The organism is Friedmanniella luteola, from assembly GCF_900105065.1.
Lineage (GTDB): Bacteria > Actinomycetota > Actinomycetes > Propionibacteriales > Propionibacteriaceae > Microlunatus > Microlunatus luteolus.
Genome location: NZ_LT629749.1, coordinates 614,689 through 631,761 on the forward strand (window position 1 = coordinate 614,689; position 17,073 = coordinate 631,761).

Annotated in this window: 15 protein-coding genes; 9 read left to right on the forward strand and 6 right to left on the reverse strand. The window is 73.7% G+C overall.

Annotation, left to right across the window (positions count from 1 at the left end):
* Nucleotide 1: 1 nt before the first annotated feature.
* On the reverse strand, nt 2–718 hold the full coding sequence (locus tag BLT72_RS02880; RefSeq protein ID WP_091409909.1) for a GAP family protein: 717 nt from the start codon (nt 716–718) through the stop codon (nt 2–4).
* A gap of 66 nt (nt 719–784) precedes the next feature.
* On the opposite strand from BLT72_RS02880, the gene BLT72_RS02885 reads away from it, so the two are divergent.
* Nucleotides 785–1,462, forward strand: coding sequence for a TetR/AcrR family transcriptional regulator (locus BLT72_RS02885; RefSeq protein WP_091409912.1), 678 nt, complete (start codon nt 785–787; stop codon nt 1,460–1,462).
* Here the strand turns inward: BLT72_RS02885 and BLT72_RS02890 are convergent.
* Nucleotides 1,423–2,406, reverse strand: coding sequence for a helix-turn-helix transcriptional regulator (locus BLT72_RS02890; protein ID WP_172826011.1), 984 nt, complete (start codon nt 2,404–2,406; stop codon nt 1,423–1,425). The two genes, BLT72_RS02885 and BLT72_RS02890, sit on opposite strands and share 40 nt — an antisense overlap.
* 100 nt (nt 2,407–2,506) lie before the next feature.
* Here BLT72_RS02890 and BLT72_RS02895 point away from each other — a divergent pair, with 100 nt between their 5' ends.
* From BLT72_RS02895 to BLT72_RS02910, 4 genes are all read left to right on the forward strand, one after another.
* Nucleotides 2,507–3,118, forward strand: a complete 612-nt coding sequence (locus tag BLT72_RS02895; protein WP_157720263.1) for a TIGR03086 family metal-binding protein — start codon at nt 2,507–2,509, stop codon at nt 3,116–3,118.
* 183 nt (nt 3,119–3,301) lie between these two features.
* On the forward strand, nt 3,302–5,359 hold the full coding sequence (locus BLT72_RS02900) for a RecQ family ATP-dependent DNA helicase (protein ID WP_091409921.1): 2,058 nt from the start codon (nt 3,302–3,304) through the stop codon (nt 5,357–5,359).
* Between the two features lie 73 nt (nt 5,360–5,432).
* On the forward strand, nt 5,433–6,368 hold the full coding sequence (locus BLT72_RS02905; protein WP_197677182.1) for an ROK family protein: 936 nt from the start codon (nt 5,433–5,435) through the stop codon (nt 6,366–6,368).
* A gap of 1 nt (nt 6,369) precedes the next feature.
* Complete coding sequence (locus BLT72_RS02910; protein ID WP_157720265.1) at nt 6,370–7,164, forward strand: inositol monophosphatase family protein; 795 nt, start codon at nt 6,370–6,372, stop codon at nt 7,162–7,164.
* Between the two features lie 55 nt (nt 7,165–7,219).
* Here BLT72_RS02910 and BLT72_RS02915 read toward each other — a convergent pair whose 3' ends face one another.
* Both BLT72_RS02915 and BLT72_RS02920 read right to left on the reverse strand, forming a co-directional pair.
* Entirely contained in the window at nt 7,220–8,647 is a 1,428-nt protein-coding gene (locus tag BLT72_RS02915) for a glucose-6-phosphate dehydrogenase (protein ID WP_197677183.1), read from the reverse strand.
* A 123-nt stretch (nt 8,648–8,770) separates the two neighbouring features.
* Nucleotides 8,771–9,037 (reverse strand): hypothetical protein, encoded by a 267-nt coding sequence (locus BLT72_RS02920; protein ID WP_091409929.1) that lies wholly within the window; start codon nt 9,035–9,037, stop codon nt 8,771–8,773.
* Nucleotides 9,038–9,144: 107 nt separating this feature from the next.
* On the opposite strand from BLT72_RS02920, the gene BLT72_RS02925 reads away from it, so the two are divergent.
* Nucleotides 9,145–9,927 carry an HAD-IIA family hydrolase gene (locus BLT72_RS02925; RefSeq protein ID WP_091416564.1) on the forward strand — a complete coding sequence of 261 codons (783 nt, stop codon included), beginning with the start codon at nt 9,145–9,147 and terminating at the stop codon, nt 9,925–9,927.
* A 2-nt stretch (nt 9,928–9,929) separates the two neighbouring features.
* Here the strand turns inward: BLT72_RS02925 and BLT72_RS02930 are convergent, their stop codons facing one another.
* Nucleotides 9,930–10,307: a YccF domain-containing protein gene (locus BLT72_RS02930; RefSeq protein WP_091416567.1), complete on the reverse strand. Its 378-nt coding sequence runs from the start codon at nt 10,305–10,307 to the stop codon at nt 9,930–9,932.
* A gap of 89 nt (nt 10,308–10,396) precedes the next feature.
* Between BLT72_RS02930 and BLT72_RS02935 the strand changes: the two genes are divergently transcribed.
* Nucleotides 10,397–11,779: a serine hydrolase domain-containing protein gene (locus BLT72_RS02935; RefSeq protein ID WP_157720267.1), complete on the forward strand. Its 1,383-nt coding sequence runs from the start codon at nt 10,397–10,399 to the stop codon at nt 11,777–11,779.
* A 19-nt stretch (nt 11,780–11,798) separates the two neighbouring features.
* Here the strand turns inward: BLT72_RS02935 and BLT72_RS02940 are convergent, their stop codons facing one another.
* Nucleotides 11,799–13,253, reverse strand: coding sequence for an MDR family MFS transporter (locus BLT72_RS02940; RefSeq protein ID WP_091409936.1), 1,455 nt, complete (start codon nt 13,251–13,253; stop codon nt 11,799–11,801).
* 144 nt (nt 13,254–13,397) lie between these two features.
* Here BLT72_RS02940 and BLT72_RS02945 point away from each other — a divergent pair, with 144 nt between their 5' ends.
* Together BLT72_RS02945 and groL are read left to right on the forward strand one after the other, a co-directional pair.
* A complete protein-coding gene (locus BLT72_RS02945) occupies nt 13,398–15,170 on the forward strand; it encodes a glycoside hydrolase family 3 protein (RefSeq protein WP_091409939.1) in 1,773 nt (590 codons plus the stop codon).
* A 271-nt stretch (nt 15,171–15,441) separates the two neighbouring features.
* Nucleotides 15,442–17,073: a chaperonin GroEL gene (gene groL, locus BLT72_RS02950; protein ID WP_091409941.1), complete on the forward strand. Its 1,632-nt coding sequence runs from the start codon at nt 15,442–15,444 to the stop codon at nt 17,071–17,073.

Consider the following 17,073-nt stretch of genomic DNA (forward strand, 5'->3'; position numbering starts at 1 on the left):
CTCAGGCGTCCGGCAGCAGCGCGCCGACGGCGTCGAGCCCGACCAGGACGCCGATGACCCCGACCACCCACGCGCTCGCGCCGGCGGTCCTCGTCGTCAACCAGGCCTCGAGCCGCGCCAGCCGCGGCTCGAGGCGCCGCCCGCCCGCCCGCCGCACGGCGAGCAGCACCAGGGCGGGTGCCACCATCACCGCCACGTAGCCGGCCAGCACGGCGAGCTGCGTCGCCCGGCCGACGCCGGCGGTGACGATCAGCCCGACCGCGCCCAGGTAGGGGAGCATCGACGCGACCTCGACCGCTCCGGCCAGCAGTGCCACCCCGACGACGACGGGCAGGGTCGCGTCCGCCCCGAGGGCCCGCCGGCGCCAGGCCGACGGCCGCCTCGGCGGCAGGCCGCGGCGGGCGCGGCGCTTCGCCGCCATCCTCGGGTCGAGGACGAAGGACAGCACCACGAGCGCGACTCCCAGCGCGAGCTGCGCCGCGCGGGCGACCCGGGACTCCAGCAGGGGTCCGACGACGGCGACCGCGGCCTCGGCGCCCAGCATCAGCAGCACCCCGACCCCGAGGTAGAAGACGGCGAGCACGCCCAGGTGCACGACCACGTTCCGGGTCCTGACCCGCGGGCTCAGCAGCATCATCAGCGGCAGCACGAGGGTGCCGAAGCTGGTCGAGTCCACCAGCGCCAGCCCGAGGAGGGCGGCGAGGACGGCGACGGACATGAGCTGCTCCTGATTTAGCACGACTGTGTCATAAACCTAGCAGTACGGCTGTGCTACAAAAGCCGCATGCCCAAGCTGGTCGACCACGAGGAGCGCCGGCGTGACCTCGCGCGGGCGACGTGGCGCGTGATGACCCGGGAGGGTGTCGGGGCGGTGTCGGTCCGGACCGTCGCCGCCGAGGCCGGCCTGTCGACGGGCGCGCTGCGGCACTACTTCCCCGACCAGGCGAGCCTGCTGCTCTTCGCGGCGGAGCACACCGTGGAACGGATCGGCGAGCGGATGGCTGCTGAGCTGGCCGACCGTGACCGGGCCCCGATCGCCGTGGTGCAGGGTCTGCTGGAGCAGCTGCTGCCGCTGGACGCGGAGCGGGAGGCCGAGGTCGCGGTCTACTTCGGGCTGATCGACCTGACCCGCCTGGCGCCCGGGCACCAGGACTTCCGCAGCTGGGCGTTCCGGGAGAGCCGCCGGCTGATCCGCTCGCTGGTGCTCTGGCTGGCCGGCGGGCCCGAGCCGGAGCCGGAGCTGCTCCTCAGCACCCGGACCCGCGGGGCGGAGCCGCTCGCCGACCCCGCCCTGGAGGCGCAGGCCCTCATGCTGCAGGTGCTGCTCGACGGGCTGGCCGTGCAGGGCCTGCTGCACCCGCAGCTGATGGACGCGGCGACCCAGCGCGCGGTGCTCCGTCGCGAGCTCGAGCGCGTCGCCGGTCAGGACGGGTCGGCGGCCGGCGACCGGACGTCGGGGTAGGCAGCCAGCAGCTCCTCGGCGACCGCCACCATCATCGTGAGCAGCTCGGGCGGGGCCAGGGCGCGAACCGCCGACCCGAGGCCGGCGAGCACCCCGACCGTCGGGCGCAGCACGTGCACCTCGACCTCGAACACCACGGGCGGCCCGTCGTCGAGCACCCGCGGCCGTCCCGCGCCCTGGCTGGCCAGCAGGGTCAGCGCGAGCTCGTAGCGCGCCGGGTCGCAGGACAGCCGGATGGTGTGGCCGGGCGGGCCGGCGAACTGCGACCGCAGGTCGCCCCACAGCGCCCGGAGGTCGAGGTCGGCGGGCCGGCTGCTCGGCTCGTCCAGCACCGTGGCGGCGAGCACCCGGGAGAGGCGGTAGGACCGGGGGCGGCCCCCGTGGCCCGCGATCAGGTACCAGGTGCCGGCCGCCTGCAGCAGCCCGTAGGGGTCGACGGTCCGGACGCCGGTGCGGGTCGGGTCACGCGGCCGGTAGGTCAGCCGGAGGCGGCGGTCGGCCAGCACCGCCTGCTGCACGGCGTCGAAGTGCTCGAGCTCCTCGGCGGCTCCCCACCAGCCGGTGAGGTCGACGAGCACCCGGTCGCTGATCCGGGCGGCCGACCGTCCGTGCTCGGGCGGCGCGGAGCCGGCCACCTTGCGCAGCGCGGAGGCGAGCGGCCCGGCCAGCCCGAGGGAGTCCGCCGGCACCCGACCGGTCAGCAGCAGGGCCTGCACCTCGCTGGCGGTCAGCTCCTCGACGGCGGGCCGGTAGCCGGGCAGCAGCGAGAAGCCGCCGCCGCGGCCGCGCTCGGCGACGACCGGCACCCCGGCGGTCGACAGCGCCTCCATGTCGCGCAGCACCGTCCGCGGCGTGACCTCCAGCCGTCGCGCCAGCTCCGTCGCGCTGAGCCGGCCGTGCTGCCGCAGCAGGCCGACGACCTGGAGCAGACGGTCCGCGCGCACGGTCCGAGCATCGCAGACAACCATGACAGGAGGTGTCAGGTATGGCGTTCGAGGATGGTCGCAGACGGTCCCGACCGGGGCCATCGAGCCGAGGAGAGCCATGACCGCCACCCAGATCGACGCCCCCCGCACCGCGGACGACCCGCGGCCCGCGCTCGCCCGCACCCAGGCGTGGATCGTCGGGCTGCTGGCCACCGTCACGCCCGAGCAGCTCGCGCTGCCCACCCCGTGCACCGAGTTCGACGTCGCCGCGCTGGTCCGGCACCTGTACGGCGTCGCGGACCGCGTCGAGGCCCTGGGCCACGGGCAGCCGGCCGCGTCGGTGCCCGCCTTCGCCGAGGCGCTGCCCGACGACCTGGCCGCCGGCTACCGCGAGCGGGCCGCGCGCTCGCAGGCCGCCTGGGCCGACGACGCCGCCCTGAGCCGGGTCGTCGTCGCCCCGTTCGGGCCGCTGCCCGGCGCGCAGGTGGTCGGGGTCTACGTCAGCGAGCAGCTGACCCACGGCTGGGACCTGGCCGTGGCGACCGGGCGGCCCGCCGAGGCCGACGCCGACCTCGCCGCGCTGGCGGAGCGCTCGATCCGCGCCGTCCTGGACCCCCTGCCGCGCGGCGGGCCCGTCCCCTTCGGGCCCGCCGTGGCGCCCTCGGCCGACGCCGGTCCGACGGCGCGGCTGGCCGCCTACCTGGGCCGGTCGCCGGCTCCCGCCGCCTGAGGCAGCCCTCGGTCCTCGCCTCGCTGCCGGTCAGAGCGTCGCCGACCCCGGGTCGACGCACGTCGGGCGGACCGGTCCTGGGTGGGGCTGTGGCCGACCGTCGTCCCCAGCCGGGTGCTCGGACTCGTCCACAGGCCCGGAGGCGGGGCGAGCGATGGCGGCGCGGGCGGGCAGACTGCAGGTATGCCAGCAGCCACCCAGCGCACCCCCGCCGCCGACGTCCTCGGTCGGGTGATCACCACGATGGCCGGCCCGGACGCCCGTCCCCGTGAGGACCAGGTCCGGGCGGTCGAGGAGCTGGTGGAGCGCAACCAGAAGGTCCTGGTGGTCCAGGCCACCGGCTGGGGCAAGTCGGCGGTCTACTGGGCGGCGACGGCGGCGCTCCGGGAGCGCGGCGCCGGGCCGACGCTGGTGGTGTCCCCGCTGCTGGCCCTGATGCGGGACCAGATCAGCGCCGCCGAGCGGGCCGGGCTGCGGGCCGCCACCGTCAACTCCACCAACATCGACGACTGGGCGCGGGTGATGAGCGAGCTGCGCGCCGGCGAGACCGACGTCCTGCTGATCAGCCCCGAGCGGCTCTCCAACCCGGTGTTCGCGGCGCAGCTGCCCGAGCTGCTCGGCTCCTGCGGGATGCTCGTGATCGACGAGGCGCACTGCGTCTCCGACTGGGGCTTCGACTTCCGGCCCGACTACCAGCGGCTCACCCGGACGCTGCTGGCGCTCGCGCCCGGCACGCCGGTGCTCGCCACCACCGCCACGGCCAACGAGCGGGTCACCGCCGACGTGGCGGCCCAGCTGGGGGAGCAGACCGTCACGCTGCGCGGGTCACTGGCCCGGGCCTCGTTGACGCTGGCCGTCGTGCCGCAGCTGACGGTGCTGCAGCGCTACGCCTGGGTCGCCGAGGCGCTGCGCTCGCTGCCCGGCTCGGGCATCGTGTACGTGCTCACCGTCGCCGAGACCGAACGGGTCACCGGCTTCCTGCGGGAGCAGGGCCTCGACGTCGCCGCCTACTCCGGGCAGACGCCCAACCGGGAGGAGCTGGAGGACCGGCTGCGGGCCAACCAGGTCAAGGCCCTCGTGGCCACCTCGGCGCTGGGGATGGGCTACGACAAGCCCGACCTCGCCTTCTGCGTGCACCTCGGCTCGCCGGGCTCACCGGTCGCCTACTACCAGCAGGTCGGCCGGGCCGGCCGGGCCCTGGACGACGCGCTGGCCGTGCTGGTCCCGGCCGAGGCGGACGAGCGGATCTGGGAGTACTTCGCCACCGCCGGGATCCCCGACGAGCACCAGGTCGAGCGGATCCTCGACGCCCTGGGTGAGGAGCCGCAGACCGTCCCCGCACTGGAGGCGGCCACCGGCCTGCGACGCGGCAAGCTGGAGAGCACGCTCAAGATCCTCGCCGTCGACGAGGCGGTCGAGCGCCGCGCCGGCGGCTGGGTGGCCACCGGTCAGGCCTGGTACTTCGACGAGGCCAAGTGGGCGGCGCTGCGCAAGGTGCGGGCGGCCGAGGCTGACCTGATGCGCTCCTACGCGCACGGGGAGGGGTGCCTGATGCGCTTCCTGCAGCAGGCGCTGGACGACCCGGACCCCCGCCCCTGCGGACGCTGCTCGGTCTGCACCGGACGGCTGCCCGCACCGGGCGCGGAGCCCGACCCGGAGATCGTGGCCGCGGCCGCCCGCTTCTTCCGCGGCCAGGACGTCATCGTCGAGCCCCGCAAGATCTGGGCCTCCGGGCTTCCCGACCGCAAGGGCAAGATCGGCTTCCTGGCCCCCGGACGGGCGCTGGCCTTCGCCGACGACCCGGCCTGGGCCGAGGAGCTCGGCCGGATGTGGCAGCGGGACGCCCCGGCCTCGCCCGAGGTGCTGGCGGCCATGGTCGAGGTGCTGAAGCGCTGGTCGAAGACGTGGCAGCGCCCGGTCGCGGTGGTGCCCATGCCGTCGCGGAGCTACCCGACGCTGATCGGCTCGGTGGCCGAGCACCTCGCCCGGATCGGCCGGCTGCCGCTGGTCGACGCCCTCGCCGTCAGCGGCCCCGCCCCGGCGGTCGACGCGTCCAGCTCCACCCGGGCCCAGGACCTGCTGCGGACGACGACGCTGCACCCCGACGTCTCCTTCGACGGGCCGGTGCTGCTGGTCGACGACCGGATCCGCAGCCGCTGGACGCTGACGGTGGCCGGCTCCCTGCTGGCCGGGGCCGGCGCGACGGCCGTCCTGCCGCTGGCGCTGCACCAGCTGCCGTGAGGGTCGACGGCCGGGAACGACCGGCGGCCGCTAGCCTGCCGGGACCAACGGGCGGTCCGGCAGCGTGACCGCGGTGACCGGAGCGGAGGACCGGATGCTGGTCGGTGTCGACTGGGGCGGGACCAAGATCGAGGTCGTCGCCCTCGGCGAGGCCGGCGCGGAGCTGGCCCGCGTCCGCGTCGCCACCCCCCGCTCGGACTACGACGGCTGCCTGGCCCTGATCGCGTCCCTGGTCGGCCAGGTGGAGTCGACCACCGGCCGGACGGGGACGGTCGGCGTCGGGCTGCCCGGCAGCCTGGACCCGCGGACCGGCCTGGCCAAGGGGGCCAGCTCCACCTGGCTGAACGGCCGTCCGGTGGAGTCCGACCTCGAGCGCGTCCTCGACCGGCCCGTGCGGACGTCCAACGACGCCGACTGCTTCGCCGTCTCCGAAGCCGTCGACGGGTCCGGGGCCGGGTACCGGGTGGTGCTCGGGGTCATCATCGGCACCGGGACCGGGGCGGGCATCGCCATCGACGGGCGGGCCCACCACGGGCCGAACAACAGCGCGGCCGAGTACGGCCACAACCAGCTGCCGCGTCCCGACGTCAGCGAGATCCCCGGCCCGGCCTGCTACTGCGGCCGGCACGGCTGCGTCGAGCGGTGGGTGTCGGGGCCGTCCTTCGCCCGCGACTACCACCAGCACGCCAGCGTCGACCTGATCGACCCGCCCCGGCTGAGCGCCAAGGAGATCCTCGAGCAGGTCCGGTCCGGGAACCGGCTGGCCCAGCTGGTCTGGGACCGCTACCTCGACCGGCTCGCGCGGGGTCTGTCCATCGTCGTGAACACCCTCGACCCCGACGTCATCGTGCTGGGCGGCGGCATGTCGAACATCCCCGAGCTGTACACCGGGCTGCCGGCCCGGGTGGCCGGAGCCACCTTCTCGCCCTGCTTCTACACCCCGATCGTGCCCGCCACCCACGGTGACTCCAGCGGCGTCCGGGGCGCGGCGTGGCTCTGGAAGGACTGACGTGCACGACGACGACCTGACCCGGCTGGCGTTCGCGACCGAGCTGATCCGCGAGGCCGGCACGGTGGCCCTCGGCTACTTCGGCCGCCTCTCCACCCTCACCGTCAACAGCAAGGGGGTGCAGGACGTCGTCTCCGAGGCCGATGTCGCGGTGGAGAACCACCTCAAGGGCCGCCTGGCCGACCGGTTCCCGACCGATGCGTTCCTCGGCGAGGAGACCGGCCACGCGGACTTCCCGGGCAGCACCGGCATCTGGGTGGTCGACCCGATCGACGGCACGCAGCCGTTCGTCAGCGGGCTGCCGACCTGGTGCATCTCCATGGCCTACGTCCGCGACGGGGCCGCGGTGCTGGGGCTGGTGCTCAACCCCGTGGCCGACGAGCTGTTCGCCGGCGGGGACGGCGTCCCCGCCACGCTCAACGGTGACCCGGTGCGGCCGCACCCGGGTGCCTCGCTCGCGGACGGGCTGACCTACCTCGGCTACTCGCCGCGGGTCGGGCCCGACCAGATCGTCCCGGTGCTGGACCGGCTGCTGCGCGCCGGCGGCATGTTCGTCCGCAACGGCTCGGGCGCCCTCGGGCTGTGCGACGTCGCCTGCGGGCGGCTGCTCGGCTACGTCGAGCCGCACATCAACAGCTGGGACTGCCTCGGCGCCGTCGCGGTGCTGCACGCCGCCGGCGCGCGGGTCAGCGACTTCCTGGCCGGCGACGGCCTGCTGCAGGGCAACCCGATCGTCGCCGGGCCGCCCGCGGTCTACGACGCACTGGTCACCGTGCTGGCGGACGCCCGCCGCTGAGCGGACGCCGCTGAACCAGGCGGCGGCCGGCGGCCGGCCGCGGCCGCCGCCCGGCTCAGCTGCCGAGCAGCCAGCCGACGTCGCCGGTGAGGGCGTCGGCGGCGGCCGGACCCCAGCTGCCGTCGTCGTAGGGCTGGATCGCGGGGCGGGTGTCGGCCTGCAGCGGCGCGAACGCGCGGAAGGTCGCCTCGAGCCCGGCCGAGCTGGTGAACAGCGAGCGGTCGCCGGCGAACACGTCGTAGATCAGCGAGGTGTAGGCGGTCATCGAACCCTCCGACACGTTCTCCAGGTGCAGCGTGCTGCAGCTCTCGGCGGGCACCGGCTCGGGGCCCGGCTTCTTCACCGTCATCTGGATCTCGATGGCGCCGTTGCCCTTGAGGTCGAAGATCAGCGCGTTCGTGTTCGAGCCCTGCGAGTGCACCGGGCCGTCGGACGGCTTGAAGATCAGGCTCACCCGCTGGGCGCTGATGGGCATCATCTTGCCGGTGCGGAGCAGGAACGGGACGCCCTGCCAGCGGTCGGTGTCGATCCACAGCCGGGCGGCGACGAAGGTGTCGGTGTCGGAGTCGTCCGGCACGCCCTCGGTCGCGCGGTAGCTCTGGTACTGGCCGAGCACCACCTCGGACGGGTCGAGCGGTCGGAAGGCGGCGATCACCGACTCGCGCGCGTCCTGCAGGTCCTCCGCCGCCATGCTCAGCGGCGGCTCCATGGCCACCTGCGCCGCGACCTGGAACAGGTGGGTCACGAGCATGTCGAGCGCGGCGCCGGTCTCGTCGTAGAACCCGGCGCGGTCGGCGATGTCCAGGGTCTCCGGCACGTCGATCTGGACCTGCGCGAGGTGCTCCCGGCTCCAGGTGTCGTTGAAGAGGCGGTTGCTGAACCGCACCAGGTGCAGGTTCTGCGTCGCCTCCTTCCCCAGGAAGTGGTCGATCCGGTAGACCTGCTCCTCGTCGAAGACCGAGTGCACCAGATCGTCGAGCTCGTGGAAGCTGTCCAGCGACGTGCCGAACGGCTTCTCGTACACCGCCTTCGCGTCCGGGCCGAGGCCGTGGGCCTTGATCGCCCGGGTCGTCTTCTCGAAGGCCGACGGCGGGATCGCCAGGTAGTGGATGATCCGGCGGTCCTCGCCCAGCTCGTCCTCGGCCTGCTGGATGACGTCCAGCAGGCTGCCCGGGTTGTCGTGGGTGAAGCCGCCGCCGGCGAACAGCACGTTGGGCGCGAAGTCCTTCCACGCCTCGGGCTCGGGGGTGGTCGCGAACTCGCTCAGCGCGTCGTAGATGTGCTGCTGGAAGTCCAGGTGCGAGACGTCGCCGCGGCCGTTGCCCACCAGCTTCCAGCGCTTGGGGAGCAGGCCGCGGGTGTGGAGCTCCCAGAACGCGGGGAGGACCAGCCGCTTGGCCAGGTCACCGGTCCCTCCGTACAGGATGATGACGGTCGGCTCGTCGGTCACGGAGCCCTGCTCGGACGTCTGGTTCTCAGCCACCCCAGCAGTATGCCGTCCGCGGACGGGGCAGATCAGGTGGGCCTCCAGCGCTGGACACCGTTGTCAGGAGCGCGCCGACGCAGGCGGGTCGGCCCACCTTCTCAGGCGGTCCTCAGCAGCCGTTCAGCGCGGGAAGTCCTCCACCCGCAGGGTCTTGATCGAGCCGTCCCGGTCCTGGTAGCGCACCGTCAGACCGTCCGTGCCGAGCCCGCCGGTGGCCAGCGGGCGCGGCTCCGGGGTGGCGGGGGTGGACGGCGCGGGGTCGGGGCTGGCGGTCGCGCGGGGAGCGGGCGTCGGGACCGGGGCCGCGCTCGACCCGCCACCGGCTGTGCAGGCGGTGACGGTGAGGGCGGCGAGCAGCAGCGCGCCGGCGGTCCGGAGGAGCTTCATCGCCTCCAGGCTAGGTGGGGTCGTCAAGGGCCCGGTGGACGGCGCGCGGCCGCGGCTGACAGCCTGGCCGGGTGGACACCAGACCCGTCGCCTGCTGGCTGACCGACATGGACGGCGTGCTCGTGCACGAGGAGCAGGCGCTGCCCGGGGCGGCAGACTTCATCGCCGCCCTGCAGGAGCACCAGCGGCCCTACCTGGTGCTGACCAACAACTCGATCTTCACCGCCCGCGATCTCCGCGCCCGGCTGCTGGGCAGCGGCATCGACGTGCCGGAGGCGTCGATCTGGACCTCGGCGCTGGCCACCGCGCAGTTCCTGGCCGACCAGGACGCGGGCGGCTCGGCCTACGTCATCGGGGAGGCCGGGATGACCTCGGCCCTGCACGACGTCGGCTTCGTGCTGACCGACCGTGACCCGGACTACGTGGTGCTCGGGGAGACCCGGACCTACTCCTTCGAGGCCATCACCCGGGCGATCCGGCTGATCCACCGCGGCGCCCGCTTCATCGCCACCAACCCCGACGCCACCGGCCCGTCGCCGGAGGGTCCGCTGCCCGCCACCGGCTCGGTGGCGGCGCTGATCACCCAGGCGACCGGCATCAAGCCCTACTTCGTGGGCAAGCCGAACCCGCTGATGATGCGCTCGGCGCTCAACGCGATCGAGGCGCACTCGGAGACGACGGTGATGATCGGCGACCGGATGGACACCGACATGGTGGCCGGCATCGAGGCGGGGCTCCGGACGGTCCTGGTGCTCACCGGCTCGACCCGGCGCGAGGAGATCACCCGGTTCCCCTACCGGCCGACGCGGGTGCTGGACTCCATCGCCGACGTCGTCCCGCTGGTGGCCGAGCTGGCGCCGGACGAGTACAGCCAGCTCAGCGCGGACTGACGTCAGGACCGGCGGGGGACCACCTGCTGGCCGAGCGGCAGCAGGGCCATCCCGACCAGCTTGACGTTGGCGACGCCCAGCGGGATGCCGATGACCGTCAGGCAGAGCGCGAGACCCGTGGTGAGGTGGGTGAGCGCGAGCCACCAGCCGGCCACCACCACCCAGACGACGTTGCCCAGGGCGGCGCCGACGCCGGCGCCCGGCCGCGGGACCACCTCACGGCCGAACGGCCAGACGGCGTAGCCGGCCAGCCGGAACGAGGCGATGCCCCAGGGGATGGTCACGACCAGCAGGCAGCAGATCACCCCGGCCAGCACGTAGGCCAGCCAGAGCCAGAAGCCGCTGACGACGAACCAGATGATGTTCAGCAGGGTGCGCACGCGGACCAGGGTGCGTCGCAGGCCGGTCCGGACCATCCGGCGTCGCCCTGGCCGCACCCCGGTCCGGGCCGGTGGTGATGATGGTCGCCATGACCACACCCGGCCCCGCGCCCGTGCCCGACGCCGCCACCCTGGAGACCGTCGACCGCTGGGTCGACTACCGGCTCTGGCACGCGAGGACCCCGGGGGCCCAGGTGGCGCTCGGCGTCGCCGGGGTCCCCTTCTTCTCCCGGGCCTACGGCTACGCCGACCTCGAGCGCGCGGTGCCGATGACCACCGGCCACCTGTTCCGGATCGCCTCGCACTCCAAGACGTTCACCGCGACGCTGGTGCTGCAGCTGGTCGAGCAGGGCCGGCTGGGCCTGGACGACCCGGTCGGGACGCACCTGCCGGCGCTGGCCGACGGGCCGCTGGCCGACCTCGCCGTCCGCGAGCTGCTGGAGCACACCTCCGGCCTGCTCCGCGACGGCCGGGACGCCGACTACTGGATGTTCCAGCGGCCCTTCCCCGACACGGACACGCTGCTGGCGATGACGCGCGAGGGCGGCCTGAAGACCGCGCCGGGCGCGCTCTACGCCTACAGCAACCTCGGCTACTCCCTGCTCGGGCTGCTCGTCGAGGCGGTGACCGGGACCAGCTTCGGTGACGCGGCCCGGGACGGCGTCACCGCCCCGCTCGGCCTCGCCGACACGGTGGCCGACTACTGGCGCGACCGGGCCGGAGACTACGCCGTCGGCCACACCGGCCTGCACACCGGCCCCCGCCGGCGGGCGCTCGAGCACGTCGACACCGGCGCGATGGCGGCGGCCACGGGCTTCACCTCCACGGCGAGCGACCTCGTCCTCTACTTCGGGGCCCACGTCCTGGGCGACGAGCGGCTGCTCAGCGACCGCACCAAGCGGCTGCAGCAGCGCCAGGCCAACCCGGCCGACCCGCGCACCGACGACGGGGCCGGCTACGGGTGGGGGATGGTGCGGGAGAGGGTCGACGACCAGGTCTTCGTCGGCCACTCGGGTGGCTACCCGGGCCACATCACCAAGACGCTGCTGGACCCGGTCAGCGGGCTGACCATCTCGGTGCTGACGAACGCCGTCGACGGGCCGGCCACCCAGCTCGCCCGGGGGATCGCCCAGCTGCTGGCCGCCGCGGCGACCGACGGCGGTGCGCTGCCGGCGTCCGCGCGTCGCTGGACGGGCCGCTACGCCAACCCGTGGACGGTGGTCGACGTCGCCGCGGTCGGTGGCCGGCTGCGGAGCCTGTCCACCGGCACCTGGGCGCCGTTGGAGGGCGCCGACGAGCTGGCCGAGGACGGGGACGAGCTGCTGATCGAGGCGGGCAGCGGCTACGGCTCGGTGGGGGAGCCGGTCACCCGCTCGACCGCCGGCGGTCTGCGCTACGGCGGGATGAGCCTCGAGCCCTTCCCGGACCTGCCCGGGGGCCCCGCCCACCGGCTCGGGCCGGACGCGGGCTAGGACTGCGGGCCGGGATCAGTCAGTCCTGGCCGTGCGGCGGGGTCTTCGGCATCAGCAGCACCGCGACGGTGAGCACCGCGGCCACGGCGGCCGTGCCGAGGAAGACCGCGTGCAGGGCTGGGTCGAGCGCGCCGGCCGGGATGCCGGCGGCGGTGGTGGAGACGGTGCCGCCGCCGCTGCGGGCCAACGAGGCGTTGGCGACGGCGCCGAAGACGGCGATCCCGACGGCGCTGCCCATGGAGCGGGCGAACATGTTGGTCCCGGTGACCACGCCGCGAACCGACCACTCGGCGGCCGCCTGCCCGGCGATGAGGGTGGGGCTGGCGGTGAGGCCCATGCCGAGGCCGATCACGAAGCAGGTGCCGGCGACCTGCCAGACCGAGCTGCCCGGCCCGATCAGCACCAGCAGCGCGACGCCGACCAGGATGATCGCGCAGCCGAGCAGCGCCGTCAGGCGGAAGCCGACCCGCAGGTAGATGCGGCCGGCCGAGGAGGCCGCGATCGGCCAGCCGAGGGTGAGCGCGGCCAGCGCGAAGCCGGCGACCAGGGCGTTCTCCCCGAGCACGCCCTGCACGTAGAGCGGGACGTAGGAGGTCAGGCCGATCAGCACCACGCCGATCGAGAGGCTGGCGAGGTTGGTGGTGTTGAGCAGCCGGCTGCGGAACACCCACGGCGGGATCACCGGCTCGGCGGCCCGCCGCTCCACGAGGGCGAAGCCGACCAGGGCCAGCACCGCGACGGTCAGCACGCCGACGCCGGGCACCGACAGCCAGTCCCACTGGACGCCGCCCTCGAGCAGGCCCAGCACCAGCAGGGAGGTGCCGACGGTCAGCAGCACGGCCCCGCGGTAGTCGATCTGGTGCTCGGCCTTGGTGACGTCCTCGGAGAAGCGGCGGAACAGCACCCAGGCCGCGACGGCGCCCAGCGGGACGTTGACGAAGAAGATGAGGCGCCAGTCGAGGAAGTCGACGAACACCCCGCCCAGCGTCGGTCCGACGACCGAGGAGATGGCCCACACGCTGGCCACGTAGCCCTGCACCTTGGCGCGCTCGGCCACGGTGTAGATGTCGCCGATGATCGTCATCGCGGTCGGCTGGACGGCTCCGGCGCCGAGGCCCTGGACCGCGCGGAACACGATCAGCGCGGGCATGCTCCACGCGAGACCGCAGAGGACCGAGCCGAGCACGAACAGCCCGACGCCGGCCAGCATCACCGGCTTGCGGCCGAACAGGTCGCTCAGCTTGCCGAAGATCGGCACGCAGACGGCCTGGGCCAGCAGGTAGATCGAGAAGAGCCAGGGGAACTGGGCGAACCCGCCCAGGTCGTCGACGATCGCCGGTACCGCCGTGGCGAGGATCGTCGAGTCGATCGCCACCAGGCCGACGCTGAGCATCACGGCCAGCAGGATCGGTCCGCGCTCCGACCGCAGGCCGACATCGGCACGGGTGATCGGGCGTGTCTCGGTGTCGGCCATGGTCAGCGCAACCCTGGGAGCACCCTGTGCATTCCCGGCCTATGTGTTCAGGTCGGGCCGCCGGTCGTGTGGCCGGCCGCGTCCGCGAGGATGACCCCGGCCGGCGCCGCCCCGCCCCGACCCGTCCGACGAAGGAGTCCGCCGATGACCCAGCCCAGCGCGCCGCCCTACCGCGACCCGTCGCTGAGCCCCGACCAACGGGTCGAGGACCTGCTGGGCCGGCTGACCCTGGAGGACAAGGCGGGGCTGATGTTCCACGACATGACGCTGATCGGGCCGGACGGGACGCTCGTCGGCGACGACAACGTCATCGCCCGCCCCGGCAGCGAGGCCGCCGTCCGCGGCCTGCGGATGAACCACTTCAACCTGCTCGGCTCGCCGTCGGGCGTCCGGGACCTGGTCGCCTGGTACAACCGGCTGCAGGAGCTCGCCGCGAGCACCGAGCTGGGCATCCCGGTGAGCCTGTCCACCGACCCGCGGCACTCCTTCAGCGACAACGCGGGCACCGCGGCGCTCGCCGGCTCCTTCTCGGCGTGGCCCGAGTCGCTGGGCTTCGCCGCGCTGCGCGACCCGGCCCTGGTCGAGCGGTTCGCCGACATCGCCCGGCAGGAGTACGTGGCCGGCGGCTTCCGGGTGGCCCTGCACCCGCAGATCGACCTGGCGACCGAGTACCGGTGGGCGCGGATCGGGATGACCTTCGGCGAGGACGCCGACCTGACGGCGGAGCTGGTCCGGGCCTACGTCCGCGGCTTCCAGGGCGAGCGGCTGGGCCCGGACTCGGTCGCCACCATGACCAAGCACTTCCCGGGCGGTGGCCCGCAGCTCGACGGGGAGGACCCGCACTTCGCGTACGGCCGCGAGCAGGTCTACCCGGGCGGCCGGCAGGAGTACCACCTGGCGCCCTTCCGGGCGGCGCTCGAGGCCGGGACGTCGCAGATCATGCCGTACTACGGGATGCCCGTCGGGACGGACTGGGAGGAGGTCGGCTTCGCCTTCAACCGCCCGGTCATCGCGGGGCTGCTCCGTGACGAGCTGGGCTTCGACGGGATCGTCTGCACCGACTGGGGCCTGATCACCGACAAGTCCTTCGCCGGCGAGCCGATGCCGGCCCGGGCCTGGGGGGTCGAGGAGCTGAGCCCGCCCGAGCGGGTGGCCCGGGCGCTGGCGGCCGGCGTCGACCAGTTCGGCGGTGAGAGCTGCCCCGAGCTCGTCGTCCAGCTGGTCCGCTCCGGCGCCGTCACCGAGGAGCGTCTCGACGTCTCCGTCCGGCGGCTGCTGCGGGAGAAGTTCGTCCTCGGCCTCTTCGACGCCGACCCGCTGGACCTGAACCACGCCCTCGCGACGATCGGCCGGGAGGACTTCGTCGCCGCCGGCGGCGCGGCGCAGCGGGCCTCGATCACCCGGCTGACCGCTGCGGCCGACGGGCCCGGGTCGCTGCCGCTGGCCGAGGGCCTGGCCGTCTACGTCGAGGGCTTCCGCACCGACGCGGCGTCCCGGCTGGGCCGGCTGGTGGACGACCCGGCTGACGCCGACGTCGCCGTGCTGCGGCTGGCCGCCCCCTTCGAGCCGCGGCCCGGCCGCTTCGAGTCGATGTTCCACGCCGGCTCGCTGGCCTTCGCGCCGCCGGAACGGGACCGGCTGCTGGCGATCTGCGCGGCCGTGCCCACCGTCGTCGACCTCTACCTCGACCGGCCGGCCGTGGTGCCCGAGCTGGCCGGCGCCGCCGCGGCCCTGCTGGTGGACTACGGCGCCTCCGACGACGCGCTGGTCGACGTCCTCACCGGCCGGGCGCAGGCCCGGGGTCGGCTGCCCTTCGACCTGCCGTCCTCCGTCGAGGCCGTCGAGGCCAGCCGGAGCGACGTCCCCTTCGACACCGCGGACCCCCTGTTCCGGTTCGGCGACGGCCTGCAGGACTGATCGTCACACGTCGTCCGCCGCGCGGTCGTGCACAGCGGGGGAGGGGTGCCTGGGGTGCGGCCTTGCCCGCCGCGGTGCCCGGGGGTGTTTGCACTCGCCAGGGGAGAGTGCTAAACATTGATTAGCACTCTCCTCGTGAGAGTGCCACCTCTCTGAGCGTGTGAGGCCTCCTGTGGAGGTCGTCCGTCGCGGGCACCTGCTCAGGGATCACCACTAGCAGCCATCGAGCCGGCGGTCCCGCCGCCGGCGCGCGGGAGGACTCGCCGAGAACATGCCCAAACTGATTTCGTTCAACACCGAAGCACGTCGCGGGCTCGAGCGTGGGATGAACATCCTCGCCGACGCCGTGAAGGTCACCCTCGGCCCGAAGGGCCGCAACGTCGTGCTCGAGAAGAAGTGGGGCGCCCCCACGATCACCAACGACGGTGTCAGCATCGCCAAGGAGATCGAGCTCGAGGACCCCTACGAGAAGATCGGCGCCGAGCTCGTCAAGGAGGTCGCCAAGAAGACCGACGACGTCGCGGGCGACGGCACCACCACCGCCACCGTGCTGGCGCAGGCGCTGGTCCGCGAGGGCCTGCGCAACGTCACCGCCGGCGCCAACCCGATGGCCCTCAAGAAGGGCATCGAGAAGGCCGTCGCGGCCATCGTCGAGGAGCTGGCCAGCACCGCCGTCGACGTGGACACCAAGGAGCAGATCGCCGCCACCGCGTCGATCTCCGCCGGTGACCCCACCGTCGGCGAGATCATCGCCGAGGCGATGGACAAGGTCGGCAAGGAAGGTGTCATCACCGTCGACGAGTCCAACACCTTCGGCCTGGAGCTCGAGCTCACCGAGGGCATGCGGTTCGACAAGGGCTACATCTCGCCCTACTTCGTCACCGACACCGAGCGCATGGAGACCGTCCTCGACGACCCCTACGTGCTGATCGTCAACTCGAAGGTCTCGAGCCTCAAGGACGTCCTGCCGCTGCTGGAGAAGGTCATCCAGGCCGGCAAGCCGCTCGTCGTCATCGCCGAGGACACCGACGGCGAGGCCCTGGCCGCGCTGATCGTCAACAAGATCCGTGGCACCTTCAAGTCCGTCGCCGTCAAGGCCCCGGGCTTCGGTGACCGCCGCAAGGCCATGCTCGGCGACATCGCCATCCTCACCGGTGGTCAGGTCATCTCCGAGGAGGTCGGCCTCAAGCTCGACGGCGTCGGGCTGGAGCTGCTGGGCCAGGCCCGCCAGGTGCTGGTCACCAAGGACGAGACCACGATCATCGAGGGTGCCGGCGACTCCGACGCCATCGCCGGGCGCGTCAGCCAGATCCGCGCCGAGATCGACAACTCCGACTCCGACTACGACCGCGAGAAGCTGCAGGAGCGGCTGGCCAAGCTGGCCGGCGGCGTCGCCGTCATCAAGGTCGGTGCGGCCACCGAGGTCGAGCTCAAGGAGCGCAAGCACCGCATCGAGGACGCCGTGCGCAACGCGAAGGCCGCCGTCGAGGAGGGCATCGTCGCCGGTGGTGGCGTGGCCCTCGTCCAGGCCGCCGCGAAGGTGTTCGAGACCCTCGAGCTCGAGGGTGACGAGCAGATCGGCGCCCAGATCGTCCGCGTGGCCGTCGAGGCCCCGCTGCGCCAGATCGCCATCAACGCCGGCCTCGAGGGTGGCGTCGTGGTGGAGAAGGTCAAGTCCCTCCCCGTCGGTCACGGCCTGAACGCCGCGACCGGGGTGTACGAGGACCTCCTCGCCGCCGGCGTCCCGGACCCGACGAAGGTCACCCGTTCTGCCCTGCAGAACGCGGCCTCCATCGCGGCCCTGTTCCTCACCACCGAGGCCGTCATCGCCGACAAGCCGGAGAAGGCTGCTCCGGCCGGCGGCGGCGACCCGTCCGGTGGCATGGGCGGCATGGACTTCTGA